Genomic DNA, 25561 nt, shown 5'->3' with positions numbered 1-25561 from the left:
GTTAAGCTTCTCTAACCGATTTCTAAGAAACCCGCAGCATACTGGGCTAGCAATCCATTAAAGGGTAGAAGGGTGATTGAGGAGATGAACAAACAACGGGGGAAGAAATCGGGTTTGCTGATCTTAGCGTTTGCTTTGATTATGGCTCTAACGGCTTGCACGTCTTCGGGCGGCAACAAGGAGTCGGCGCTGAGCGGGTTGGACAGGGAAGACAAAGGGGCGCTGAAGGTGGCCTACTTTAACGAAGAAGCTTTCTTCATGCAGTATGGCAACGCTTTTCAGGCGATGTTCCCTAATATCCAATTGGAAGTCGTCTCTACCGAATCCGTATTCAACGCAGAAGATCCGGTAGCCGAAATGGAGAAGCTTATCGCGGAACAACAGCCTGATGCAATGTACTTGACGGAAGAGCAATACGCGGAGCTCGCGAAGAAGGGGGTGTTGTACGATCTGGATGCGGTCGTGAAGCAGGACGAATTCGACCTTGACGGCTTCCTGCCTTCCGTGATCGAGCTGCTGAAGGCTCAGGGGGGCGGCAAGCTATACGGATTAAGCCCTAATTTCGCCAGCCAAGCGCTCTACTACAACAAGGATATGTTCGATCAACACGGTATTCCGTATCCTACGGACGGTATGAGCTGGGATGAAGCGATGCAGCTCGCGGCGCGTTTTCCCGTCAAGAAAGACGGCGACAACGCATTAAACGGGCTGTTTCAATCGTCTCAGACGAGCAACGCGTTCGAGTTGATCCGTACGATCGGAGAAGCGAAAGGGTTGATGTACGCGGATGAGGACGCGGGGACGGTAGCGATAGAGACGCCGGAATGGAAATCGATCTTCCAATCGGTCGTCGACGGGTACAAATCGGGCAGCATCTCGATGCCGTCCGACGGCGGAGGAGAGGGCGGCGGTATTGTGATGCGCGGCATGGGCGGCAAAACGACGGTGAGAATCGGCGGCGACTCGATGAGGTTCATGACCGGCCAAGCGGCGATGACGATCGACGGTCCGATGATGATGAACTTGTTGGGTATGAATATGAAAACGGGAGCCGTCAGCGCGACGGTACCTGCTGACGGTCCCTCCGGCAAGGGTAAAGGAATGATGAACCCGATCAAAGAGATCGATTGGGACGTCGTGACCCTTCCCGTGGATCCTTCCCAACCGAACGTAACCGGCAGCATGACCTTGGAAAGCGTGTTTGCCATCAACGCCGCGTCCGAGAACTTGTCCGCGGCCTGGGAGTTCTTGAAATACGCCAATGGCGAACAGCTGGCCAAGACGAGCACCAAGTCGTCTCCGTCATTGTCGTCCAGAACCGCCTTCAAGAAAGAGATGGACGGGAAAAACATCGATGCTTTCTACGCGCTTGAAGCCAATTCGCAGTTGCTGCTGCAATCGTTGCCGGAAGGTTTTGCGGATTCGTTCGCGAAGCTCGCGTCCGGGGAAATCAAGAAGGCGGTGGAAGGGACCCGATCGATAGACGAAGTTGTCCGAACGATCCAAACGCAAGGGCAAGATCTCCTCACCAAAGCTAAGGTGGAGGCGGAGCAACCCTAATGGCAATTGAGCAGGAGGCACCATGCCTCGACGTGCGGGGCATACGCAAAAGCTTCCTCTCAAGCAACCGGCAGGTCGACGTGCTGAAAGGCATCGAGATGTCGGTTTCGGCCGGCAGGCTTACGATGCTGCGCGGACGTTCCGGATCGGGGAAGACGACGCTGCTCAATTTGCTCGGAGGGCTCGAACGGCCTTCGGAAGGCGAAGTGTTCTTTCGAGGTCGTCCGTTTCATCAATGGAGCGACAAGCAGTTAACCGTCGTGCGCCGACAGGAAATCGGGTTTATTTTCCAAACGTTCGCGTTGCTGCCGTTGCTTACCGCTTGGGAGAACGTCGAACTAAGCTTGCGCATGGCCGGAGTTCCGCGGAAGGAATGGAAAGATCGGGTGGCGCGTTGCCTTGATCTCGTAGGATTGACGAAACGGGCGCGCCATCGTCCGTTCGAATTGTCGGGAGGCGAGCAACAGCGCGTGGCGATCGCCAAGGCGATTGCCCACAAGCCTTATCTGTTGTTAGCGGACGAGCCGACGGCGGAGCTTGATTCGCTTATGGCCGCGCGCGTAATCTCGGTATTCCGGGAAATCGTGGAAACCGAAGGCATTGCGGTCTGCATGACCACGCACGATTCTACTTTATGGGGGGCGGCGGATGTTGTTTATCAAATGGTCGATGGCCGGATCGTTCCGGAATAGGACAATCGGGATGGCAAGCCGGATTTTGATCGCCGTGTCGATCTTATCGCTCTTGACCGGATGCTCCGCTCTGCTCCCTCAGGAGGAGCAAACCGAAAAATTGCCCGCGATCCGTACGCCGAAAATTTCGCAAAAACCGGTGTATCCGGTGGAGCGCGGCACGTTGGAAACGAAGGTAAGCGGGTCCGGTAAGCTGATGTCGGAGAGAGAAGAAAATCTGATGTTCACGGAAGATAACCGTCGGATCATCGATGTCCGGGTAAAGGCCGGCGACCAAGCGAAAAAGGGGCAGGTGCTGGCGGAGCTCGATACGGGGGATATAGAAAGCCAGATCCTCAGAAAGGAAATCGAACTGGAAAAAGCCGAGCTCGATATGAAAGCCGCGATGCGCGATTCAACCGAAAGCAATGAGATTCTGCTTCGCAAACAGCAGTTGGAATACGAGTTGATGAAGGGAGAGTTGGCTGAACTACGAAAGGAACTCGAAGGTTCGGTACTGACCGCCCCGTATGACGGCACGATCGTCAGCTTTACGGCTGAAAAAGGCGATATGGCGAAAGCTTACGAGAAAGTCGGGCAAATTGCCGACATGAACTCGCTCGTCGTTGCCGTCCAATTCGGTTCGAGCGATCTGGCGAGCATCGCTCCGGGAATGGAGACGACGGTCGGAATCAATACGGCCGGAGATCATGCGGGAACGGTAAGAAGGTTGCCGGTCAGCACCTCCGGGATGGAGGAAGACTCACTCGATTCGTACGCTCTGATCGATCTGAAAAAGCCGCCTGCCAACGTTGGGCATGGCACTCCGCTATCCGCTTCCGTTATCGTCGAGAGACGGGAGAACGTGCTGCATATTCCGGTAGCAGCGCTTCGGAAGCAGAACAGCCGAAACTACGTGCTCGTATCGAATGCCGACGGCAGCAAAGGCGAGGTGGACGTAGAAGTAGGCGTGCAAACATCGATTGACGTAGAAATCATCAAAGGGCTCGAGGAAGGCCAGAAGGTCGTGGGGAAATAATGCGGATCATCGGCTACCTTGTGCTGAAAATGTGGCAGAACCGCTGGTTTACGCTCAGCACGTTGCTTGGGCTGACGGTGGCCGCGTCGTTCGCGATGAGCATTCCGATGTATGCCGACGGCACTTTGAAAAGGCTTGTCGCGAAGTCTCTTCAGGAAGAGACGAAAGGACTGCCCGCGGCATCTTTATATCTTAAATTCCAGTCGGGCGGTTCGGAAGATACGGATAGGGAAGCGCTTGCGGAAATGGATAGATGGATCGGCGAAGAGCTGACCGGTCGAATCGGGTTCCCTGTGGACGCCTTTTCAAGCCGCATGAACTTGCCGGCGTCTACAGTACGTTCGGTACCCGTAGGCGCGGGTGGCTCAAGCCAGTTGGCACGTATGGAGCTCGCCGCGCAGAGCGGGATAACCGAGCTTATCGATATGCAGGAAGGGAAGATGCCCCGGGATGGCATGCAGGATGGAGTCGTCGAAGCCCTTGTGCTTAATGAGACGTTAAGCCGTTACGGTTGGAAGATCGGCGATGCGCTTACTTACGATGCCAAAAATGCCGACGGGAAAACGAATCGGCTGACCGTTCGCATTGCGGGCGCTTATAAATTGAAAGACGAATCGGATCTGAGTTTGGCGATCGACGGGAAGGAAAGATTAGCCGACACTTTGCTCGTGAGCCGAAAAACGATGATGGACGCTTTGCTCAAGGATCGCCGACTCGCGTTGGAATCGGTGGGTTGGTTCTACGCGTTCGACCTGCGGGATATCCGAATTAGCGATCTATCGCCGCTCGTCGGCGAACTGCAAAGGCTGGATATCGATTTGCACCGAATGCTGGAGAATACGAAGGTGAATTTGTCGTTCATCGATATGCTGCATGATTTCAATCGCCAGAGTCTGTTGCTGCAGGCGATGCTGTTCGCGCTTGCGGCACCGGCGCTGGCGATGGTTCTCTACTTCATTGCATTGAACGCGAAGCAAGCGCTTGATCGCCAAAGAGGCGATATCTCCGTGCTGCATAGCCGGGGTGCCAGTCCAAGGCAAATTACGGCGTTGTACGCGATCGAAGCCGTTCTGCTCGGGTGCGCGGCTATGCTGATGGGACTCGTTCTGGCTTGGTTCATGGCCAAGACGATCGGATCCTCCAGCGGCTTCCTTTCTTTCGTCGGACGCAAGTCGATTCCGGTCGGGTGGAACAAAGCCGCTTGGTTGTTCGGTGCCTTCGCGACCGCGCTCGCGGTGATTGCCACTATGGCGCCGATCCGCGCGTATGCCGAGTCTTCCATCGTACAGCATACGCAGCAACGCGCCCGCGGCGACAGACCGCCGTTGTGGCAACGATTGTACTTGGACGTAGCAGTGCTTGCCGGGGCGGCGGCCGGATGGTACTTGCTGGATAGCGGCTGGATTTCTTCCGCGGATCAGAGCGGGGGCGCAGCCGGGATTCAACCGGTCATCTTCGTCTTTCCGGCACTGTTCTTGTTCGCCGCAGGATTGCTATGTTTACGGTTATTTCCTTATGTGTTGCGTTCCTGGAACGCGTTGATGAACAATCGAATGCCGGTAACGATGTATCTCACGTTGACGCAGTTGTCGCGATCGGCCGCGACTTTTTACCCCCTTATGATTTTGATGATCCTCACGATCGGGCTCGGGGTTTACAATTCGTCCGCCGCCCGAACGATGGACGTTAACGCGTCGGACCGCACGAAGTATCAATATGGGAGCGACGTCCTGCTGAAGGCGGCATGGGAAGGCGTTCAAGATGAGAACGACGAGAACAAAATCTACTATAACGAACCGTCTTTCGGGGCTTACTCGAACTTGGAAGGCGTGGAAGCGGCCGCGCGAGTCATGAGGGCGACCGGCAAAGCCGAGATCGGCGGCAAAGCCGTCGGCACCGCTCAGATCGTTGGCATCGACAACGTCGATTTCGCCAAGACGGCTTGGTTCCGCGAGGATATGTATCCGATTCATCCCTACTTCTATCTCGACGCTCTTGGCCAAACGGAGCAAGCGGCGCTTGTATCTGCCGGTTTCGCCGAGCGGTACGGATTGAAGGAAGGCGATCCGCTTAGCATGACGATCGGTTACGGCAATGAGGCAGTGGATTTGGTCGTCGTCGGCATCGTGCCTTACTGGCCTAGCCTCTATCCGGAGGAATCGGCTTTCTTCGTGGTCAATCTGGATTATCTATATCAGCAGATCGAGAAGATTCCCTACGACGTATGGTTGAACATGGAAGACGGCGCGAAGCTAGGGCCGGTGATCGAAACACTGACAGAGCGCGGCATAACGGTCGTTGACGCGAAGGATGCCCGCGGTGAGCTCAACGAACGGCGTAATCATCCTGCGCAAGGCGGCGTCTTCGGCATCCTGAGTCTCGGATTTTTGATCTCCTTGCTCGTTTCGCTTCTTGGATACTTGATTTTCTGGTTTTTTGCGTTGTCGCGCCGGGTCGTTCAACTCGGCATCCTGAGGGCAGTGGGGCTGTCGCGCGGACAACTGACGGGCATGCTGTTGCTCGAGCAGTTGTTCACGACCGGCTTGGCGGTTGCCGTCGGAATCGGGTTAGGCAAGATCGCAAGCCGCCTGTTTCTTCCGTTCCTGCAGGGCGGAAGCGTAGAGGGGACCCGGCAAGTACCGCCGTTCCGTATCGTGTTCGAGGCCGAGGATACGATGAAGCTATACATCGCTACCGGGATCATGCTCGCTTCCGGGGCTTGCTTGCTCATCTTCCAATTGCGGCGGCTGCGAATCTCGCAAGCCGTTAAGCTAGGCGAAGAAAGATAGTACGATAGAACGTTAGAAGAATGAATGATATAACGACGAATGTCGCGGAGAAGGAGGCCCTGCGATGATCCATTGCGAAGGTCTTGTGAAAATTTTCAAAACCGACGAAGTCGAGGTCGTAGCGCTTCAGGGCTTGAATATGGCGGTCGAGCAAGGCGAGATGATGGCCATAATCGGCAACAGCGGCAGCGGCAAATCAACGTTGCTCAACATTCTCGGCGGCCTCGATCGGCCCTCGGCGGGCCAAGCGATCGTCGGCCCGTGGAATCTGCTGAAGATGACGAAGGAGCAGCTTATCGAATATAAGCGTACAACCGTCGGTTTTATTTGGCAGAATAACGCGAGAAATCTCGTTCCCTATCTCACCGCCCTCCAGAACGTAGAGTTGCCGATGCTCATTCAGGGCAAGGTTGACCGTGGATACGCTAAGCAGTTGCTAGCGGCAGTAGGGTTGGAGCATCGGATGGGCAACCGCCTCGCGCAATTAAGCGGCGGCGAACAACAGCGGGTGGCGATCGCCATCGCGCTCTCCAACCGACCGCTCCTCGTTCTTGCGGATGAACCGACAGGGTCGGTAGATAGCGCCACGGGGGAACGGATTCTCGAGATTTTCCGCCGTCTAAACCGGGATATGGGGGTTACGATCGTCATCGTCACCCATGATCTATCCGTCGCGGACAAGGTCGACCGCGTCGTCGCCATTCGGGACGGGTTGACCAGCACGGAGTGGGTGAAAAGGGAAGCGGACGCTGCCTTATCGGACGCTGCCGCCGAGGGTTCGAATATAGCCGATCAGGAGGCAAGGTTCGGCACGAAACATGAAGAATTCGTCGTCATCGACGCGCGGGCAGGCTGCAAATCCCGAAGGCTTACTTGGATGCGATGAACGTCGGCGGGAAAGCGGTACTCGAATTCGACGGGAAACGCGTCATGATCGGTCCGCCCGAGATCTCGTCTGATCCGATCGAACAGATGGGGGGCGATAAGACGAATGGAACGATCACCGGTCGATCTGGGTGAATGGTATACGGCACACTCCGTCTATTTGAATAAATTCATGCTCAATTTGACGCGAAATCGAGAAGAAGCGGCCGATCTGGTGCAAGATATTTTCCTGAAGCTATGCCAACAGGACAATTTACCCGAACATCCGAGAGAGTGGCTGAGCTTAACCGGATATCGTCTCTTCGTCGATCAATGGCGGCGCAAACGACGAATTTCCTGGCTTCCGCTTGATTACCAAGCTACGTCAAGTCTTGTTACTCCGGAGCAAGCCGTCCTCAATATGGAATTCGAGAGTCTTGTGCGGAGATTGCTGCGGCGATTTAAGACCCGGGTGCGCACGGCGATGATGTTACGGATCTACGGGCAATCCAGTTACGGCGAAATCGCCCGGTTGCTCGATTGCTCCGAAAACACCGTCAAATCCTTCGTCCGGCGCGGGAAAATGCAATTGTCCAGGTGGCTGGTCGAAGATAAGGTTTTAGGTAACAAGTCGACATGACTGAACTAGCCGCCGGCAACGATGACGGATGGATAGAATTCACCGTTCATGCCACGGATACTGGTATATCGGTTTCATTTGAATTATGATTACTATGTAAATGAAGCCTATTACGATCCAAACGGATGCCGGAGGCATGATTTCATGGCAACGAATAAAAAAACCAATAAGAGCACGTTGGAAGCTCCTAGATTAACCGGCCGATCGGAAGTTTTAACGATCGAAGATTACGAGATACAAGATAGGCAAACTTACGAGAACGGTCAATTCTCCCAAGGAACGATAGCGAACCAATCGGCGGACAAGGTCACCTTCGACTGCATCGTATTCGAGAACGTTCTATTTGACCAAGTCGCCTTGGAGAGAGCGGAGTTTACGGACGTCGTGTTTAACCGATGCGATCTATCCAACGTCATTTTGCGGGATTCGGTTATGCACCGGGTGCAGTTTAATCATTGCAAAATGCTAGGGTTAGATCTATCGGGTTCGACGATGCGCAACGTAAAATTCGACCAATGCAACGGACAATATTCCGTCTTCCGGTTCGCGGACATGAAGGCGGTCGGCTTCGCGGCAAGCAATTTCGATAAGGCCGACTATTATCATGCTTCGCTCAACAAGGTCGAGTTCGCCGATACGGCCATCGATCAAGCGCAGTTCTCGGGGGCGAAGTTGGCTGGAATCGATCTGAGCACCTGCGAATTCCAGAGCATCGGCGCAACTTTGGAAGATTTGCAGGGCTGCATCGTCAGATCCGATCAGATTAGAGGCTTTGCCTATTTGTTAGGCGTAGCGATCAAAGAGGATTGATGATTGTCATTAAATAGGCAATGAACGCGAACATAGAGCTTTGAATAGGATATTACCTATTCAAGGCTTTTTTCTTATTCCGGTTCGCTTCGGGCCGTTCATATAGACAAAGTTAATCCCAGAGGGAGAGAACCATGATGATCAACTGGAGAAAAACAGTTCCGCTGCTCTTGGCTGCCGTGCTTCTGATCGTGCTCGCCGCGTGCGGCAATAAAGGGAAAGACGAAGATAAATTAGCGACGGTTAAATTTTCGGAGGTTATCCGCTCGATTTTCTATGCGCCGCATTACGCGGCCATGTCCCAAGGCTTCTTCGAGGATCAGGGATTAAACGTGGATATGAATACTTCCCAAGGCTCCGACAAGGGAGCGGCCGCATTGATCGCGGGCACGGCGGATATCTCCTTGGTCGGACCCGAGACCAGTATCTACATCTACAATCAAAAAGGGGATAAGAAGCTTAAAGTGTTCCACCAGCTTACGTCCAAAGACGGCTCGTTTTTGCTATCCCGCGAGAAAGTCGACCAATTCAAGTGGAGCGACCTTCAAGGGAAAACGGTGATCGGCTGGAGGCCGGGAAGCGCCCCGCAAATGGTTCTGAACTCTACGCTGTTGAAAGAACAAGTGAAGGATGTCGACGTCGTTACGAACCTCGCGGCTCCGGCTATGGCCGGCGCGTTCACGAGCGGGCAGGGCGATTATATTCAACTGTTCGAGCCGGTGGCTTCCACGCTCGTCCAAGAGGGGAAAGCCTACTATGCCGCTTCCATGGCCGAAGCGTTCGGGCCGTTCCCGGAAACTTCCTACGTCGCGACCTCGGATTACATTAAAGATAATCCGGACATCATCCAGAAATTTTCCAATGCGGTCGCGGAAGGCGCCAAGTGGCTGGGAACCGCATCCGATGAAGACGTTACGAAGGCATTAAAGCCGTTCTTCGAAGGCACGCCCGACGATCTCATCCTGAAGTCGGTAGAGAGCTATAAAAACCAGAATACGTGGTCGACGAATCCGGAGCTTACCCAAGCGCAGTTCGATACGCTGCAAAACGTGCTCATCGAGAACGGCGTGCTGAAGGCGGAGGAGAAAGTGGCGAATATGGATGAAATCGTGGATATGAGCTTCGTGAAAAATATCGGGAAATCGGACTGATGGTGATGGCTGTATGGCGCAAATTGAGCTGAAGGACGTAGGGCTGAGTTATTTTACGCTAAAGCAGGAGACCGAGGCGTTGCGCGACATCAATCTCTCGATCGGGCAAGGAGAGTTTATCAGCATCGTGGGACCGAGCGGCTGCGGCAAAAGCACGCTGCTCTCCCTGATCTCCGGCATGCTGAAACCGACGCAAGGGAAAATAGCGATCGACGGCCATGAGGTAACGGGGACATCCCGGAAGGTAGGTTACATGCTGCAGCATGACCATCTATTCGAATGGCGGGACGTCCTAAGCAATCTGCTCGTCGGCGCGGAAATTCGGCGGATGGATCGGGCCGAAGCGAAGCGAAAGGCGATGGAGCTGTTAGAGCGGTACGGATTGGGAGATTTCGCGTACCATGGTCCGTCCCAGCTGTCCGGAGGGATGCGCCAGAGGGTTGCGCTGATTCGCACGCTCGTGGCGGAGCCGGATATTCTGCTGCTGGATGAGCCGTTCTCCGCGTTGGATTATCAGACGCGGCTCACGTTGTCGGAAGAAGTGTTCCATATCATCAAAGATCAAGGCAAGACCGCGCTGCTCGTTACCCATGATTTGTCCGAGGCGATCAGCATGGCCGATCGGGTCATGGTCATGTCTAAACGTCCGAGCACGATCTCTTCCGTATACGAGATACGATTCGACGAAGGAAAAGATTTATCTCCATGGAAGAAGCGGGAGGCAGGGAGGTACAAAGATTACTTCAATGCAATCTGGAAGGAGCTCGAGGAGCATGTCGTCCCCTCTGTATAAACGCTACTTAACCGTCCAGAGACGCAAGCTTCGCCTGATCGCATTATCCCGCATCTCCTTGCTGGCGGTATTCCTCGTTCTCTGGGAGCTGGCCGCAAAGTGGAAATGGATCGATCCGATGCTAACGAGCAAGCCGTCGCTTTTGTTATCCTCCTTCCGAGAGCTGGCTTTCGAAGGAAGCTTGCTTCGGCATACTTGGATTTCCGGCTGGGAGACATTGGTCGGCATCTTCGTCTCCATGCTGCTGGGAACGGCGATCGCGGTCCTGTTCTGGTGGTCTACGTTCGCGTCCAAGGTACTGGAGCCTTATATCGTCGTGCTTAACGCGCTGCCGAAGGTCGCGTTAGGACCCATCTTCTATATTTGGCTTGGGGATCGGTATTCGATCTACGGCATGGCGGTCGCCATCTCGATTATCGTCACGATTATTATGGTGGAGAGCGGGTTCAGGGAGATCAGCAAGACGAAGCTCAAGCTCATGGAGTCCTTTGGCGCAACGCGGCTGCAAATGCTGAGGATGGTGCTATTGCCGGCCAGCGTTCCGCATTTTATCGCCACGCTGAAAGTAAACGTCGGATTAACGTTAGTGGGGGTAGTGATGGGGGAGTTCCTGTCTTCCAAAGCGGGGCTCGGTTATTTGATCATTTACGGCGGACAGGTGTTTCAGATGAACCTCGTTATGGTCAGCATCATGATGCTGGCGCTTTTATCCGTTATCCTGTACGGCTTCGTGAACGTGTTGGAGCGATTCGCCCGGAAAAAATACAATTACGAGGCTTGAACGGCACCCAGGCGGTTAACAAAAAATCAGCGCCGTCGCGGCTGCCCTGTTGGCGGCATAGCGTTCGGCGCTGTTCTGCTTTCTTGTTCAACACGACTTGCGTTTGCGGTTTTCTGTGCCATTGATTTCGGCTCGTCTCCGGATTCCATTTACCGGCTCGTTCGGACTTGCGACGTTGTTGCTTGGATTTCGATTGTCCCATTTGATCCAACACCTCCATGTTTGATTAGATCATACCGTATGGGAATCCGATGCCGCAACCCGAGCTTCGCGCAAAACTTATTTGCATTAAGAACGGTTTGCTTGGATAATTCAATGTAGAGACGAACTAAGTAAGGCCGAAGAAGGAGAATGGACCTTGACCGATAGGATAGGACAGGCGGCGGAAACGGCTTCGTTAGATGCTATAATCGGCAGTCAGAAACAATATTACCGGACGGGCGAGACGAGACCGGTCGCTTTTCGCAAGGAACAGCTCATGAAACTGCGGAACGCGATCCAGCGATTCGAACCGGACATCCTAGCCGCGTTAAAGCAGGATTTGAATAAGTCCGAGCAAGAGGCGTACGCTACGGAGATTGGTATCGTGTTGACCGAGATTCGCATGGCGCTGCGCCATGTTCGGCGTTGGGCCAAGCCAAGCAAAGTACGGACGCCGCTTGCGCTTTTCGGAGCGAGCAGCCGAATCATGCCCGAGCCGTTAGGAACTACGTTGATCATGGGACCTTGGAATTATCCGTTTCAATTGTTGCTCGTGCCGATGGTCGCCGCGATCGCCGCCGGCAATACGATGGTTCTGAAGCCTTCGGAGATGGCTCCGGCTACGTCCGGCCTATTGGCGAGGCTCATTCGGGAAACGTTCCCGCAGCGCTACGCGGCGGTCGTCGAAGGAGGGCTGGATGCGAGCACGGAGCTGCTTAAGCAACCCTTCGACCACATTTTTTTCACGGGCAGCCCGCCGGTCGGCCGGGTCGTCATGGAGGCGGCGGCCAAGCAGCTTATTCCGGTGACGTTGGAGCTGGGCGGAAAAAGCCCGTGTATCGTTCATAAGGACGCGAATATCGAGCTTGCCGCCAGAAGAATCGTATTCGGCAAACTGACGAACGCGGGGCAGACTTGCGTTGCTCCGGATTATTTGCTCGTACATAAAGAAGTAAAAGCGAAGTTGCTGAGCCGCATGGTCAAAGCAATCGAGGAATTCTACGGCCGAGAGCCGATCCAAGATCCCGAATACGGCAAGATCGTGAACGAACGCCACTTCCGCAGATTGCTAGGTTACTTGAACGACGACGTTCGCATAACTTACGGCGGTCAGGTCGACGAAGCGGGCTGCAAGCTGGCCCCGACGCTGCTGGAAGGGGTAACGCTTGATTCGAAAGCGATGCAGGAGGAGATTTTCGGTCCGATCCTGCCCGTACTGGAGTATGAAAATACGGAGGAAGCGCTGGCAACGGTCCGGGTTCATCCGAAGCCGCTTGCGCTGTACGTATTCTCGGAAAGCTCCGGGTTTCAGCGGGAAATCGTCGATAACCTTGCTTTCGGAGGGGGCTGCATAAACGATACGATCGTTCATCTCGCCACTCCGTATTTGCCTTTCGGCGGCGTTGGCACGAGCGGTATCGGCAGTTATCACGGGGAATTCGGGTTTAGGGCGTTTTCCCATTACAAGAGCATTCTGAAGCAGTCGAACCGCTTCGATATCCCTTTCCGTTATCCGAAGTCCAAGTGGGGATTGCGCGTCATCCGTAAAATGCTTCGTTAATCTATTTAATACGACTTAAGGAGTTCGTTCATATGCCTCATCTGCTTATCAGGGGATTAGCTCCCGAGCAAGTTCGCGCGATCAGCCAACCGTTAGTCGCCGAGCTGGCGAAGCTATTCCAATGTCCCGCGGATCATATTTTGCTGGAATGCCTGCACACGACGGCTTGTTTCGAAGGGGAGTTCGTCCCTTCCTATCCCTTCATCGAAGTGAATTGGTTCGAACGCGGACAGTCGGTTCGGGATCTATCGGCCGAATGCATCGACAAGCACGTCCGGTCGCTCGGCATCGCCGAGCTCGAGATCGCTTTCCGGATCTATGAAGCTGATAGCTATTATGCCAACGGCGTCAAACTTTCCTCCACCGAAACCGGTGACGGGGAGCTTCAAGCCCTGCAATCCGAGAATCAACGGCTGAAGGAAGAACTGAGCAAGGCGAGGAAAGCTTTGATATCGAGTTCTAACTCCTCCATGTCCAGCAAGCTCTATGATGCCTTAAGAGAATAGAACACTGCGAGGTTATTCAATGGACAAGCATTTGGCTTTTCGCGGGGACGGAACGTTTACGATCGTCCAGTTCACGGATTTGCATTGGAAGAACGGCGATCCCGAAGACATGCGCACCAAAGCGCTCATGGAGCGGGTGATCGCGGAAGAGCAACCGGATCTGATCGTATTTACGGGAGACGTCATCGAGAGCATGGGCTGCAACGATCCGTTGCAGTCCTATAGGGATGCCGTATCCGTCGCCGAGCAGAGCGGAATTCCGTGGGCGGCCGTATACGGCAATCACGATTGCGAGCAGAACGTAACGAAGGAACAGCTGATGAACGTTCAATTGGAGCATTCGGGCACGATAGCCGAAGCGGGTCCTGTCGACGTGGACGGAGTCGGCAACTTCGTCGTTCGGGTATTGGATTCGCTAGGAGCGACGGCCGCAGCGCTTTTCTTTCTCGATAGCGGGGCTTACTCGGAGCATCCTTCCGTCCAAGGCTACGATTGGATTCGCCAGTCCCAAGTGGACTGGGTTCGTTCGCAAGCTCTATCGCTGAGCGAGCACAATGGGGGTATCGCGGTTTCGTCCCTGATGTTCCTTCACATTCCTTTGCCGGAATATCGCGAGGCGTGGGATTACGGAGTCTGTTACGGTCATCGTTACGAGAAAGTGCAATCGCCGAAGTTGAATTCGGGGCTATTCGCGGCGATGGTTCAAACGGGTGGCGCGATGGGGACGTTCTGCGGTCATGACCATATCAACGATTACATCGGCGAACTGCACGGGATAAAGCTATGCTATGGAAGGGCCACCGGATATAACACGTACGGCAGGCTATTGTATCAGAGGGGGGCTCGGGTGATCCGGCTGCGGCAGCACCGACAGGGCTTCGAGACTTGGTGCCGGCTCGCGAACGGCAAGAAAGTCGTTCGCCAGCGCAAGCATTCTCCGAATCGGTTTTCCAGAGCGTGAGGAAATAGCAGCACGCCGTGCCGTTAATTGCCAGCAGGTCGGCGAAACGTCAAGGATAACGGCACGTGGTGCCGTTATTTGGCGTGGTTACCGATGAATAAGCGTAATAGCGGCACGCGGTGCCGTTATGGTTCAGCGAACGGGGAAATTGGCAAGGATAGCGGCACGCCGTGCCGTTATTTGCCAGCAGGTCGGCGAAACGTCAAGGATAGCGGCACGTGGTGCCGTTATTTGGCGTGGTTACCGATGAATAAGCGTAATAGCGGCACGCGGTGCCGTTATGGTTCAGCGAACGGGGAAATTGGCAAGGATAGCGGCACGCCGTGCCGTTATTTGCCAGCAGGTCGGCGAAACGTCAAGGATAGCTGTTCGAAGAAAATAAAGTTGTAGACTGGAAAAATAACTGACAAAGTTTCATTAAGCTAAACGGGCAGATTATTTTTTCATAGGAGTGTAGTCCACCATCAAATACTACTCGTATGGAAAAGAATTTAGATAAATAATATACTAGCTATAACTGTTTTTTGTTGAGGTGAATCTAATGGATGACATCAATGAATCAAAAGAAATTGTATTACAAATCGGTGTTGCCTTGAAAAAGTACAGAAAAGAAAAAAACATGAGCTTGGAAGACTTATCGGAACTAACGGGCGTAAGTAAACTTACTCTGGGGAATATCGAACGTGGAGAGACAAATCCAACTTTGGCGATTATATGGAAAATTTCAAAAGGGATATCTTTACCGCTATTGGCTTTGTTCAAATCAGAAGACTCTGCTAGTTTGTATCGAGCAGGTGAAGGACTGCGGTTTTCTAATGATCAAAAGAATTGGATCATTGAACCGGTCTTTAAAAGTAACGATATTGAAATGTGTCGGGCTTACTTGCAGCCAAATAGCTCGTATCAGCCTGAAGGTCATCATGTCAATACATCTGAAATTGCGACAGTCATGACTGGTTCCATTGAAATTCAAGTCAATGGAGAGATTTACACATTGAATCAATATGATACTATCAGTTTTCGTGCAGATTGTCCTCATTCTTATACCAATCATACGGATAGCGAAACAGTGCTCCATATATCCTTGAAGTACGGTTTCTAAAGTCGAAAATTCCACTTATTAAATACAACTTTGAATTCCATGACGGGAATTTCAGGGTTGTATTTTTGTTTTTAAATGAACTAAAGTATATTATAAAGTATTTATTGATAAAAATAATATATTATAATATACTTTGTTTATTCGCGCGGATGTATCGTTTTTTTCAATCAGCAGGAAGCAAATATTACGTAAGAATTCAGGAAGGAGAAATTAAGAATGCCGAACAAACAAAATAATAAAACCGTACCATCCTCTATAGGGCTGATCATTCTCGGCATTATTGTTATTGCAGCTAATTTACGTACTCCCTTAACATCAGTCGGTCCATTAGTGAGTCTCATAAAAGATGACGTTCATATTTCAAGTACATTAGCAGGCCTGATTACAACGGTACCCTTGCTTGCCTTTGCTTTTTTATCGCCTCTAGTACCAAAATTAGGACAAAGGTATGGGGTTGAACGTATCATAATGATCGCCTTACTCTTTCTGACTGTAGGTATTGTAATACGTTCTTTATCTGGCGCAGCTAATCTTTTTATTGGGACAGCAATTCTTGGATTCGCAATTGCCGTATGTAATGTATTATTGCCAAGTATAATCAAAAGGGATTTTCCAAATAAAATTGGCTCCATCACAGGTGTTTACTCCATTTCAATGAGTTTATGTGGAGCAATCGCATCGGGAATCAGTGTGCCTCTAGCCGTGAACGCAGGTCTAAAATGGCAGGGAGCATTGGGAATATGGGGGATTCTAAGCTTTGTATCGATCCTCTGTTGGTTACCCCAATTAAGAAATCAAACGAAGCAAACAGCCACGACGAGTCAAAATATGGCCAGCAACGATGTGAATGTTTGGAGATCCCCGCTTGCTTGGCAAGTAACCATGTTTATGGGTATACAGTCCATGGTTTTCTATGTATTGATCGCATGGTTGCCTGAAATTTTAACGCAGCAAGGAATTGACTTAAACCAATCAGGATGGTACCTCTCGATCATGCAGCTAGCTATGCTTCCATTTGCCTTTATTGTCCCCGTTATTGCTGGGCGTATGTCCAGCCAACGGATGTTAGTGGCCATTACAACCATTTTGCTTTTGACGGGAACGGTCGGACTTCTTTACGGAAGCTCTAACATCATTCTGTTGTGGATCATCATGCTCGGAATTGGTGGCGGCTTCGCCTTTAGCTTGTCCATGATGTTTTTCGGGTTACGTGCTGAAAATGCGCATCAAGCAGCGGAACTGTCCGGCATGGCGCAATCGATCGGATATCTTCTTGCCGCAGTCGGTCCTGCTCTTATAGGGTATCTGCATGATGCGACAAATAGTTGGAACCTGCCACTTTTCATTCTGCTTGGCGCTTCGGTCTTGCTCTTTTTAGTCGGTATGGGAGCAGCAAGAAACCGTTTTGTAGGTAGCCGAAATAGTTACGAGCTGCCAAGGAAAGGATGATAAATATGTTTGACAAAATTATGGTGACCATTGATAAAGCTGAAATAACGAACAAACTCCTCGATGCAACCATTGAAATAGCCCGAAACAAACAAACTCAAGTTACCTTGGTTAATGTCAGTCAGGAATATGTGTCGAATGGCACGACATATGTACCAGAGAAATTCTTGGAAGAAATATTGAACGAAATGGAGAAAGCGAGTTTGGAACAGCTGCAACAAGCCAAATCTAAATTAAAATCTGCGGGGATTAACCCGGAAACAGTTCATCTTAAGGGAGATCCTGCACATGAAATATTAAAATATGCAGGGGATACCGAGCAGCAACTCATTATTATTGGGAGCCGTGGGCTAAGTGGCATAAAAGAAATGATGCTTGGAAGTGTCAGCCACAAGGTTTCACAGCTATCGAGTTGCCCAGTCCTGATTGTGCATTAACTCTTTCGGGGACTGCAGAGATGATGCATTGTTATAAAACTTATTTTATCAAAAGCTGAAGATTCATTAATTCAAAAACCGCGTTAAATCAACGACTCCAGTCTAAAACTTTATTTTCACCGAACAATAACGGCACGCCGTGCCGTTATTTGGCGTGGGTATTGATGAAAATCGGTACGCCAAGCCGTAGTGGGCTATAGTTACACCGTCGGGGAGCAGCGGTGCCCTCTGACGGACTTTTTTTGGACAAGCACGATACTAAAAGTATCTTTTTATTTAAAAACCTCTCATAATCGAAACAAAACGTATCTTTCATGCGTCAAACCATTGAAACCGCTGCAACTTGACTTAGCTGACGCAAGGCGGAGGAGATGAGGAGGTTGCGGAATGAGAAAGGTCATTGCGGGTATGCTTGTCTTGCTAATGCTGGTTAGCGTGCCGATAACCGCGTTCGGGGCCTCGAATTTATCGACGGAGCAGAAGTTCGAGGTGCTTAAGCAAAAAATATTTTTACGGGTTTCGCGGACGGCAGCTCCCGCCTGTACGATCCGATGTCGCGCGAGCAGCTGGCGGCCGTGTTGTCCCGGTTGCTGGACCTGCCATCCCAAAACTCGGCGCCTAGCTATGACGATGTGGTTAAGACGAGGTGGTCCTATCAAGAGATCCAGAAAGTGACGCGGGCCGGCTTAATGAACGGAACGAAAACAAGAATATTTTCCCCGGGAAACAACGTGACGGTAGAGCAGCTGGCGGCTATTTTCACGAGAAGCTACGGAGTAACGGGAGGCGGGGTGACCCCCGTAACGGGCCAAGTATCCAAGTGGGCAAGAGGGGCGGTCAGCCATGCCTTGGATCGCAAGCTCATCCCTCAGCTTAGCGATTATACGGTAGACGCGACCCGGGGATTATTGGTCGATGCCGCATACGAGATCTACGTAGATACGCATATCGAACCGTTGCTCGTACGTTCGGTCGAACAAATATCCAATCAATCCGTCAGAGTTAACCTGCAGCAATGGATGAACCCATCCGATAAGGTTATCGACAAGAGCAGGTTTGTTCTCAGCGACGTTTACGGCAATAATCGCACCGTTCACCAAGCTGCGTTGAGCCAAGACGGGATGACGATCGTCTTATGGACGGATCGGCAAAGCGGCGGCGTTTACCATACGCTGTCGGTTGACGGTATCGCGTGGAATTATATGTCCGCAGCGGACGACACGATCAAACCTCAGGTGATCTCTCAGCCGGTGAAGCTATCGAACCGAACGTACGAGATTACGTTCTCCGAACAAGTAGAGCAGAAATCCGCCACTCAATCGTCCAACTATCAATTCAACAACGGCTTGAAATTGACGACTTTGCAATTATCCGCAGACCAACGGAAAGTCACGTTCACTACGTCCGAACAATCGGATGGCAAGACCTATCAGTTAACGGTCCGCAACGTGAGGGATCTGGCAGGGAACGCGATGGATGCCCGCAACGATCTATACATCCAAGGGAATAACGAAAATTCGAAACCGAAGATCACTTCCGTGAACGTGAACGCGAACGCGACGCTAACGGTCAAATTCAACGAGAAAATCAAACCCGAGTACGCGGTGCTGAACGACCGTTACAGTCTCGACAAAGGGTTGTACGTCATTCAAGCAATTGCGGAAAGCGACGGTAAGACCGTTACGCTTCGAACTTCCGCTCAGCAGGACGCTACTGTCTACCAATTAACCGTGGCGAATATACCGGATTTGAACGGCAACGTCATGGATACGAGTTCGGGCTGGATGTTCGGGGGCATCGCGAATCCCGAGAAGCCCGTCCAGTTACAAAGCATAAGGGCGATCAATCAGAACACCGTAGAGGTAACCTTTAACCGTTCCCTAACGGGGAACGATCTTAACAACTTAAAGCTGACGATTACTAAGGACAACGGAAACGGCATTTCCGCGAAAGATTGGGTAGCCTTCGTTAAACCGAAAGCCGGAAACGACAACACGTACTCGGTCCAATATCGAACCAAAGAAAGCAATCCGGAGTTGTTCCGCCCGGGGCACGTCTATGCGGGCTGGGTGACGGGAGTCTCGGGGCTCGTCGTTTCCAATGACGCGGATAAGCAGCAGTTCGCCGGAACCGACGTCGCGAATCCGGTGCCTTACGTCACGCAGGCGATCGCTCTAGACCGTTATACGGTCAAGGTTTTTTCAGCGAGCCGGTAACGAACGTGAGCGAAGCCGCCTTTTTTATCCGGGAAAAGAGCGGGGCAAACGTATCGATCGGCGATGACGTTCTTAACGATCCGGGCAAGGTCGTATACGACGTCGTGCTCAAGCTTCATGACGAGCTGCAGCCGAACAAAAATTACGAGATGACCTTTAGACGGGATGTCATTACCGATGAAGCGCGTTGGAACGGCTTAAAAACCAAAGAGGACAGCCAGCCTTTCGTGGTCTATTTTAACACCTAGAGAACAGAGCCAGCGATGCTGCTAAACGTGCGCTAGCCCTATGTTTCATAGCGAAACATGGGGCTTTTCGCGCTATATTCATATGGGAACGGCTATTGTACAATGGATAAGGTATGCCGTAGCAGAATGGCAATGACATCATAATCAATCAGGAGAGTTGAAGAATGCAATACTCATCCAAGAATAAGCTGATGACCCAGTTGGCTTTCGCCGTCGTGATTTTATCCGTCGTCACTTTTTTCGCTTATCAGAATCAACACGGTCATCATGGGACAAGCGGCGACCAATATCGTTGGCTTACCCAGCTGTTATTTGCGATTCCTATCATCATCCTCGCCGCGAGCGTGTACGCGTTGATCCGGCAAAGAGCGAATCTCGTGCCGATACTCAATACTTTAACGCTAACCTTCGCAAGCATATCGACCATCGCCGGCGCGGACGGCAGAGTTGAGTTCCACTTCTCGATCTTCATGGTGTTGGCCATTATCGCCTATTACGAGAGTATCGCGCTTATTCTGGTCTCTACCGGACTATTCGCCGTTCAGCATTTGGGAGCTGCCGCTTTCGTGCCTGAAGTCGTATTCGGCGACCATGAATACTCCTTCTCGATGGTGCTTATTCATGCGCTTTTTCTTATTCTTACTTCCGCGTCCACGATCGTGCAGTTGATTTCCCGCAAACGCCATAACGCTAGGTTCGAAATGGAAAAGCAACAGAAAGAACACTTGATTCGCCAAACGACGGAGCAAGTTAAGGATACTTCGTACCAGCTTGTTCAGATCGTAGATACGCTTACTATGAATTCGGACAAATCTGCGGCAGCGGTCAGCGAAGTGGCGGCGGCGATTGCGGAAGTGAGCAGCAGCGCTAAGTATCAGGCCGTATCGTCCGTTGAGAGCGCGAGGGCCATGGAAGAGATGGCCGCCGGAATCCAGAAGATCGCGCAATCCGCTACGCATGTCGCCGACGCCTCGGTCGAGATGGTGACCAGCTCCGAGGAGGGGGACGAATCCATACATAGGGCGATCGCCCAGTTCGACCGGATCAGGACCTCCTCGCTTGCCGTCTCCGAAGCGGCGGCACATCTTGCGGCGCATACCGAACAGATTAACGGGATCATAGACGCGATAGCGGACATCTCGAGGCAGACGAACATGTTGGCTTTGAATGCCGGGATAGAAGCGACTAGGGCGGGCGAGTACGGCCGGGGATTCGGGATCGTCGCGGAGGAAGTTCGCAAGCTTGCTTCGCAGTCCAATGATTCCGCCCGGCAGATCGCCGACCTGATCGAGCAGGTTCAATCGTCCACGGGTTTGGTCGTGAAGCTTATGTCGGAAGGGATGGCCGAAATAGAAAAAGGGGGAGAAGTCGTGCGGCAGGCGGGCCAGGCTTTCGCGGTCATCCTGGATCGGTCGAGAGAGATATCCGATCAGATCAACGACATCTCTTCCGCGTCGGAACAAATGTCAGCGGGATCAGAGCAGGTCATGGCGTCTATAGAGGATATTTCCCGTTCATCGGGCAATGTCGCTACGCAAGTCGACACCGTATCTGCTTCTTCCCGGGAGCAAAGCGCTTCCGCGGAAGAGATCTCGATATCGATACGCAACGTGAACGATCTCGTTCAAGCACTGAATAAGCTCTCCGGGCAGCTCTCGAAATAATCGGCGGAGAATAGGAAGCAGAAGCAATGGGGGATATGAAAATGCTAGTCTTAATCGGTTACTATGTCGTCGTTAACGTCGTTACGATGTACTTAATGGCGCATGATAAATCTCAAGCCAAAAAGCACGGGCGCAGGGTGCCCGAGAGAACGTTATTCCTCTGGGCGGCGATCGGCGGAGCCGTAGGAGCAATCGTCGCCATGAGAATCTGGCGGCACAAAACGAAGCATGCTTCGTTCGTCATCGGGATGCCGGTCATATTGGTCGCTCAGGCGCTGTTTATCTTCTTGTATAACGACTGAATAACGCAAAAACGGATGCGAGGGCTCCTGGCCTTTACGCATCCGTTCTTTTTTTATTATCGATTAGGGCGTAGTCTGCAGAATCTTCTCCAACAGTACCTTGGTGTCGGCCCATTTGTCTTCTTTCGCGCGTATGGCGATGATCTGCCGTTCTCCGCTTAGCTCGACATCTTTGAAAATAGGGTTTCCGGTAATGTCGATTCCGTATGCGCGCTCCTCGGGATCTTCTTCGGTCCGTGCTTTCCGAAGCTTGTCTTCCGGAATTCGCAGGCCGGTCTTTGCCGCAAAATCCTCGAGCTTAACGAATGCTTCTTGCGGAGCCAGATTGTTAAAGTTTTTCTCGTCGAGAATGTACAGCTCGTCGATCTCGGTTGCCAGCAGGAGAACGCTCTTCTGCTGCATCGCCATATCTTGCGGGCTCTTGAGCTCCGGGGGAACGAATACGACAGTCGTCTTAATCCGTTTCCACTCGGGAACGAGCTTCAACATGTTCTGTTGCAGCAAGTCTTCGTCGGCGAAGTAAAAGTTGCCGAATACGCTGACCGTTAGATTGGCCGGAGGCGTGTTGGCCGCTTCTCTTCTTTTGTCGATGCCGTCCTTAATCATATAACCCGCGATTAAGACATGATAAGGCCGATAATGACGTGAAATTTATAATAGTAAAAGAAATGGGCGGTTTTCGTTTGTTTCTCGATCGTGCCGATTTTCTCGGTTTCGATTCCTAACACGAGATTATAGGCGCGATTGATTTCCGTTAGATCGAGCGGTTGGTGATTGTCGTCTTCGGCTTCGTTGCGGGATTTCTCGGTACGGGCTCTCTTCATCAATATAAAATAGCGGTTTTCCACTTGCTCACGGGTCGCGTCTTCGGGCAAACCCAGTATTTCGTATGCTTTTTTCAATTCTTCCATGTCGCTCACTCCAGTCAGCCTTCCGTTCTTTCAGCCTACTAAGAATCATACACGATGTACGGAAGGACAAGCAAACTTACCAGGTTTTAAGTACGGATCCCGCATTCGCTTCGGCTACGGAAGGAATTTTGATTTCCGGTTCGCGGGGAGCGATTTTCTCTTCCGGGACGGCGGGCGCGTCCTTCACGTCCATTTTGCTCGTTCCTTGGAATATTCCGCCCGATTCGATGGACAGCTCGAGCGCGGATAAGTTGCCGTGAAGCTGTCCGCTCGCTTTGATCGTCAACTTTCCCGAAGCGGTCACGTTACCGATGATTTGCCCGGCTACGATGACGTTACGCGCTTTGATGTTGGAACGGGCAATGCCGTTCTCGCCGATCGTGATATCCCCCGCGCAATCGATATCGCCGATCATGTGGCCTTCCACGCGAATGCCGGCTTCCGATTTGATTTTGCCTTCGAACGAAGTTCCTTCTCCGATTAACGTGTCCGTCATGTTAGGATCGATTTTGGTTTTCTTATTCTTAAACATGGTTATTAACTCCTTCTGGTTGCTTTAAGATAAGGTCGTGGATCAACATGTTCGCCGTTAATGATCACTTCGTAGTGGAGATGGGGACCCGTGCTGCGTCCCGTCGAGCCGAGCTCGCCGATAAGATCGCCCTTGCTGACTTTGGTTCCGACGGTCGTTAGAATTTTACTCATATGGGAATAGTGCGTTTTTAAGCCGTTGCCATGGGAAATTAACACGTTGTTGCCGTGCGAGTCGCTTCTTCCTGCCTCTATGACGGTACCGTCGGCAGCCGCATAGATCGGATCGCCTGTATCGCCCCCAATATCCAACCCGGCGTGATAAGTAGCCCGTCTGGTAAACGGATCTTTGCGTACGCCGAACGTTGAAGTAATCCTTCGGGAATCCGTAGGCCATATCGTCGGAGTAACGGCTAGGATCTTCTGCTGCTTGGCGACGGCCTTTTTGGTAAGCTCAAGCTCGGGTTTCAATTGTTCGATTTGAGAGCCGAGATCGATGAAGTCGTCCCGCGTCTGATCCGCGAGAAGGTGCATATCTTCATCCGTAACCGGGATTTCTTCGCCTCCGGTTCCTCCGTCCATCGCGAATTGATCGTCCTCCGCGTCGTTGTCGGACTTCTTACCATCCGATTTGGCCTTGGCGGAATCTTCGGTTTCGATGCCGACCATTTCTTTGAGCTCCGATTCCAGGCTTTTGATGTCGTTCATGCTCGAATTGATTTTTTTGGCTTGCTCCGACAGATCGGCGAGATCGGTTTGCAACTCGTCGATATGATTGTTTTTTTCTTCGATGATGTTTTCGTAATCTCCGGTCGCTTTGGACAATTGTTGCTTAAGCTGTCCGATCTGGCTAGTATTTCCGCGGTAAAGCAATAGCGCCGTAATGCTGCTGGCAATGAGCGCAACGAGAACGGCTACGCCGATTACGAGAATGACCGCTGACAGTTGAAAACGCCTTACCGTGCTGTTAGCATCCGGAATCACCATGAAGGTAAACTTTTTATTCCGCCATTTCATGACTTTCCTCCTGCATCTTTCTACATCGTCATCCCAAGTTACTTCGACCTATTCGTCATATAATCCTTTTTTACGCAAAAAAATGAGAAGAATCAATAGTGGAAAAGGAGGATTTTGTCGTAATAAGACGAATCCAATATAAAAAGAATCGGTAAATGATGGAGCCTGGGAGGTTCATGATGATTAAACTAGCAGGAATTGATATTGGTAACGATAGCGTTAAATTGGTCGTAAGCGGTTCTAACGAGCCGGTTATTATTCCGAATATCGTATCGCCCGGGTATGAGAGACACGTGCTTCAAGAGGAAGACTCCCCGTTGAAGGCGCTCGACGTCATGGTTTACAGTCCGAAGTTGAAGAAAAAAAGCCAACGTTATTTCGTAGGCCAACTCGCTTCCGAGGATCAAGATAACGCTGAGCTGGAGGAAACGGATAACAAAGCGACGAGCGATCAGTCGTTGATCGTAGCCTTGACTGCGCTGGCGTACGCGAGCGTTACGAGCGTTTCCCACTCGCTGCAGCCGGGACAAACGGTCGACCAAGTCGAATACGTCATCGGCACGGGGCTGCCGGTACGGACTTACGCCCGTTACCATCAATCGTTCGAGGAACGGCTCGTCGGCGAACATGAAGTCACCTTCTTGTCCACGCCGAAGCTGCGAGGCCGCACGGTGCGAGTCAACATACGCAGGGCGATCGTCTCGATCGAAGGCGCCGCTGCCTTGTTCCATATGGCTACGCACGAGAATTTGCAGGTGAGGGACGAGGAGCTGTATTACGGCTGTATCGGAATTTGCGAGATGGGCGCCCTTACGACGGACTTCCCGGTCGTGAAGCGGATGGCCATCGACAATCAATTCAGCACGGGCGAGCAGCTAGGCTTGGCTTCGTATTTGGACTCGATCATTCGCGACGTCGAGGATCAATTCGGTTATCGCTTCCCGAGCCGCACGAAGCTCATTCAGCGCATTCGCAGGCACGAATTCCTCATTCAGCGGGTAGGCGAAGGACAGGCTGATATTCGTTCGATCGTCGATAACTACTTCAGCCGCGCCGCGCAGAAGATCGTGGATCTTATCCGCAAACGTTGGAAGAAATATCCGGATATTCAATGCTTCTACGTTCTAGGCGGCGGCGCCGCGGCACTTAAACCGTACATCCTGGATGCAGCGGAGAACATGCGCCTTCGTTTCGTCGAAGACAGCGAGCTGCAGAACGTCTACGGTTACCTTAAGCTGGCGAAGAACAAAACTTCCCAAACAGAAGTCGGTTGACGGAATAGAAAAGCGGTGAAACGAAGAGGATTCTTCGGTTTCGCCGCTTTTGTTTTTGCGCGTGCATGGGATCGGGGGGAGGG

At 51.9% G+C, this 25561-nt stretch carries 26 protein-coding genes; 22 read left to right on the top strand and 4 right to left on the bottom strand.

Translation table 11 applies throughout. The features are described from left to right. Positions 1-84: 84 nt before the first annotated feature. From FPL14_RS08110 to FPL14_RS08015, 21 genes are all read left to right on the top strand, one after another. Entirely contained in the window at positions 85-1560 is a 1476-nt protein-coding gene (locus FPL14_RS08110; protein WP_182302511.1) for an ABC transporter substrate-binding protein, read from the top strand. Continuing rightward, complete coding sequence (locus tag FPL14_RS08105) at positions 1560-2252, top strand: ABC transporter ATP-binding protein (protein ID WP_182302510.1); 693 nt, start codon at positions 1560-1562, stop codon at positions 2250-2252. The genes FPL14_RS08110 and FPL14_RS08105 overlap by 1 nt, the downstream gene beginning before the upstream one ends. Next, a complete protein-coding gene (locus tag FPL14_RS08100; protein WP_229263839.1) occupies positions 2209-3270 on the top strand; it encodes an efflux RND transporter periplasmic adaptor subunit in 1062 nt (353 codons plus the stop codon). Before FPL14_RS08105 ends, FPL14_RS08100 begins: the two co-directional genes overlap by 44 nt. Then, the gene (locus tag FPL14_RS08095) at positions 3270-6059 is read left to right on the top strand and encodes an ABC transporter permease (protein ID WP_182302509.1); all 2790 of its coding nucleotides are present in this window, start codon (positions 3270-3272) and stop codon (positions 6057-6059) included. The genes FPL14_RS08100 and FPL14_RS08095 overlap by 1 nt, the downstream gene beginning before the upstream one ends. Positions 6060-6123: 64 nt before the next feature. Continuing rightward, the gene (locus tag FPL14_RS08090; protein ID WP_407644649.1) at positions 6124-6945 is read left to right on the top strand and encodes an ABC transporter ATP-binding protein; all 822 of its coding nucleotides are present in this window, start codon (positions 6124-6126) and stop codon (positions 6943-6945) included. Beyond that, the gene (locus FPL14_RS30715) at positions 6933-7079 is read left to right on the top strand and encodes a hypothetical protein (protein ID WP_407644648.1); all 147 of its coding nucleotides are present in this window, start codon (positions 6933-6935) and stop codon (positions 7077-7079) included. The genes FPL14_RS08090 and FPL14_RS30715 overlap by 13 nt, the downstream gene beginning before the upstream one ends. Beyond that, positions 7051-7563, top strand: coding sequence for an RNA polymerase sigma factor (locus tag FPL14_RS08085; RefSeq protein ID WP_182302508.1), 513 nt, complete (start codon positions 7051-7053; stop codon positions 7561-7563). Before FPL14_RS30715 ends, FPL14_RS08085 begins: the two co-directional genes overlap by 29 nt. 144 nt (positions 7564-7707) lie before the next feature. Beyond that, entirely contained in the window at positions 7708-8373 is a 666-nt protein-coding gene (locus FPL14_RS08080) for a pentapeptide repeat-containing protein (protein ID WP_182302507.1), read from the top strand. A gap of 134 nt (positions 8374-8507) precedes the next feature. After that, positions 8508-9524 (top strand): ABC transporter substrate-binding protein, encoded by a 1017-nt coding sequence (locus FPL14_RS08075; protein WP_182302506.1) that lies wholly within the window; start codon positions 8508-8510, stop codon positions 9522-9524. 13 nt (positions 9525-9537) lie between these two features. After that, complete coding sequence (locus FPL14_RS08070; RefSeq protein WP_182302505.1) at positions 9538-10317, top strand: ABC transporter ATP-binding protein; 780 nt, start codon at positions 9538-9540, stop codon at positions 10315-10317. Further along, on the top strand, positions 10298-11098 hold the full coding sequence (locus FPL14_RS08065) for an ABC transporter permease (protein ID WP_229263838.1): 801 nt from the start codon (positions 10298-10300) through the stop codon (positions 11096-11098). Before FPL14_RS08070 ends, FPL14_RS08065 begins: the two co-directional genes overlap by 20 nt. A 358-nt stretch (positions 11099-11456) precedes the next feature. After that, entirely contained in the window at positions 11457-12860 is a 1404-nt protein-coding gene (locus FPL14_RS08060) for an aldehyde dehydrogenase (protein WP_229263837.1), read from the top strand. Positions 12861-12892: 32 nt separating this feature from the next. After that, positions 12893-13366 carry a DUF1904 family protein gene (locus FPL14_RS08055; RefSeq protein ID WP_182302503.1) on the top strand — a complete coding sequence of 158 codons (474 nt, stop codon included), beginning with the start codon at positions 12893-12895 and terminating at the stop codon, positions 13364-13366. Between the two features lie 19 nt (positions 13367-13385). Next, a complete protein-coding gene (locus FPL14_RS08050; protein ID WP_182302502.1) occupies positions 13386-14327 on the top strand; it encodes a metallophosphoesterase family protein in 942 nt (313 codons plus the stop codon). 541 nt (positions 14328-14868) lie between these two features. Then, a complete protein-coding gene (locus FPL14_RS08045) occupies positions 14869-15429 on the top strand; it encodes a helix-turn-helix domain-containing protein (protein ID WP_182302501.1) in 561 nt (186 codons plus the stop codon). 216 nt (positions 15430-15645) lie between these two features. Continuing rightward, complete coding sequence (locus FPL14_RS08040) at positions 15646-16878, top strand: CynX/NimT family MFS transporter (protein ID WP_182302500.1); 1233 nt, start codon at positions 15646-15648, stop codon at positions 16876-16878. A gap of 5 nt (positions 16879-16883) precedes the next feature. Continuing rightward, positions 16884-17315 carry a universal stress protein gene (locus tag FPL14_RS08035; RefSeq protein WP_182302499.1) on the top strand — a complete coding sequence of 144 codons (432 nt, stop codon included), beginning with the start codon at positions 16884-16886 and terminating at the stop codon, positions 17313-17315. Between the two features lie 551 nt (positions 17316-17866). After that, on the top strand, positions 17867-19531 hold the full coding sequence (locus tag FPL14_RS08030; protein ID WP_182302498.1) for an Ig-like domain-containing protein: 1665 nt from the start codon (positions 17867-17869) through the stop codon (positions 19529-19531). A gap of 5 nt (positions 19532-19536) precedes the next feature. Then, complete coding sequence (locus FPL14_RS08025) at positions 19537-19779, top strand: hypothetical protein (RefSeq protein WP_182302497.1); 243 nt, start codon at positions 19537-19539, stop codon at positions 19777-19779. A 164-nt stretch (positions 19780-19943) separates the two neighbouring features. Continuing rightward, a complete protein-coding gene (locus FPL14_RS08020; RefSeq protein WP_182302496.1) occupies positions 19944-21443 on the top strand; it encodes a methyl-accepting chemotaxis protein in 1500 nt (499 codons plus the stop codon). A gap of 26 nt (positions 21444-21469) precedes the next feature. Further along, the gene (locus tag FPL14_RS08015; protein WP_229263836.1) at positions 21470-21745 is read left to right on the top strand and encodes a DUF1294 domain-containing protein; all 276 of its coding nucleotides are present in this window, start codon (positions 21470-21472) and stop codon (positions 21743-21745) included. A 63-nt stretch (positions 21746-21808) separates the two neighbouring features. On the opposite strand, the gene FPL14_RS08010 is transcribed toward FPL14_RS08015, so the two are convergent. The 4 genes from FPL14_RS08010 to FPL14_RS07995 form a co-directional block, all read right to left on the bottom strand. After that, the gene (locus tag FPL14_RS08010) at positions 21809-22351 is read right to left on the bottom strand and encodes a hypothetical protein (protein WP_182302495.1); all 543 of its coding nucleotides are present in this window, start codon (positions 22349-22351) and stop codon (positions 21809-21811) included. Between the two features lie 11 nt (positions 22352-22362). Beyond that, positions 22363-22656: a J domain-containing protein gene (locus FPL14_RS08005; RefSeq protein ID WP_182302494.1), complete on the bottom strand. Its 294-nt coding sequence runs from the start codon at positions 22654-22656 to the stop codon at positions 22363-22365. Positions 22657-22732: 76 nt separating this feature from the next. After that, complete coding sequence (locus FPL14_RS08000; protein ID WP_182302493.1) at positions 22733-23188, bottom strand: bactofilin family protein; 456 nt, start codon at positions 23186-23188, stop codon at positions 22733-22735. Between the two features lie 5 nt (positions 23189-23193). Beyond that, positions 23194-24204, bottom strand: coding sequence for a M23 family metallopeptidase (locus FPL14_RS07995; RefSeq protein WP_182302492.1), 1011 nt, complete (start codon positions 24202-24204; stop codon positions 23194-23196). 176 nt (positions 24205-24380) lie between these two features. Here FPL14_RS07995 and FPL14_RS07990 point away from each other — a divergent pair, with 176 nt between their 5' ends. Beyond that, a complete protein-coding gene (locus tag FPL14_RS07990) occupies positions 24381-25478 on the top strand; it encodes a ParM/StbA family protein (protein WP_229263835.1) in 1098 nt (365 codons plus the stop codon). Positions 25479-25561 lie beyond the last annotated feature (83 nt).

It is taken from the genome of Cohnella cholangitidis (assembly GCF_014107495.1).
GTDB lineage: Bacteria > Bacillota > Bacilli > Paenibacillales > Paenibacillaceae > Cohnella > Cohnella cholangitidis.
This window is presented reverse-complemented; position numbering and strand designations above follow the sequence as displayed.